Here is a 1,339-nt window from a genome sequence, read left to right on the forward strand (position 1 = left end):
CCCTCGGAGCATGCTTCCAACTACGCCTCCCCCAAGCCCCAACCCCAGCCGAGAAATGACGCGCTTCACCGCGGTCGCACCGGCCACCCGATGAGACGCCGCTGGTCGGCCAAGCACAAACGGCACGGGCTGCTGGTCATCGCCCTGACCGATGCAAGGGGCGGCTGCTGTGGACCCCCACCGCCCGACCCGCGCGCGGCTCGGTGATCACCGCCTGCCCGCCACGACAACCTGGTCGGCCGACTCCGCGCGGCCGGCCTCTGCCCGATCCTGTTGCCTATTTGGTGTTTGTGCTGGTGGGGGTCTTGATTGTTGCGGCAGGCTGGTCTGGTGGCCGGTCTTTCTCGTTCCCGGTCACGGAGCGGGAGGGGTTCCGTGTCGATGGAGCCGCGGTCGTGGCCGGAGCCGGCGCCGGAGGTGGCTCGGGCGGTGCGGGCGAAGTACTCCGGCCGTCAGGTGCCGCTACCGGTCGCGGTACGTGATCGGCTCGGTGAGTTGTTCGCGGATGCCGAGTTCGCGGAAGCGTTCGCGGTGACGGGGCCGCGTGGCTGGTCACCGGGCCGCTTGGCACTGGTCACGGTGCTGCAGATGGCCGAGAACTTGACCGACCGACAGGCTGCCGAGGCGGTCCGGGACAAACTCTCGTGGTCCTACGCGCTCGGACTGGGCCTGGAGGATCCCGGCTTCGACATCCATGTCCTCTCCCAGTTCCGCACCCGGGTTGCCGCCCATGGCCTGGAAGAGAAGGTGCTGGACTTGTTGGTGGCCAGGCTGGTCGAGCAAGACCTGCTGGCCGCAGGAGGCAAGCAGCGCACGGACTCCACCCACGTGGTCGCGGCGGTGCGGGACCTGAACCGGCTGGAACTGGCCGGGGAGGCGGTTCGCGCCGCACTGGAAGCGCTGACCTGCGCGGATCCGGACTGGGTCGCACAGAGCGTGGACGTGGCCTCGTGGAGCAGGCGGTACGGACCACGGGTGGACAGCCGGCGCCTGCCCACCTCCCGCACCAGGCAGCAGAAACTGGCCGTGGACTTCACGCGGGCCACCGCCGGAACCTGATCACTCAAGACAGCGAAACACGAAGGGTAATGCGACCGGCTGGCGGAGTGTCATGGCCGCCCGGTTCGTCGGTCTCACGCACGGTCCCGGCAGTTGCAAGCTCTCGTCTCGTCGAACATTTCGCGCCGTCCTCGCCGGCCAACCCCGCCTGTAGACGCTGGCCGTCCGGCCGCCGCCATCAGGGGCCCGGGCAGTCCACCACCCGCCAGCTGTGGCAAGGAGGCGACGACACCGATCAGGCCGGTCCGCAGCGGCCGGCCCAGGCCGGCAGGCCGGGCGG

At 69.9% G+C, this 1,339-nt stretch carries 1 pseudogene; it reads left to right on the forward strand.

What is annotated here, in order from left to right:
- Window positions 1–381: 381 nt before the first annotated feature.
- A pseudogene (locus CCN51_RS51770) lies at window positions 382–1,041 on the forward strand (transposase); the annotation flags it as partial.
- Window positions 1,042–1,339 lie beyond the last annotated feature (298 nt).

The sequence above is a fragment of the Streptomyces milbemycinicus genome, assembly GCF_002154605.1.
Taxonomy (GTDB): Bacteria; Actinomycetota; Actinomycetes; order Streptomycetales; family Streptomycetaceae; genus Streptomyces; species Streptomyces milbemycinicus.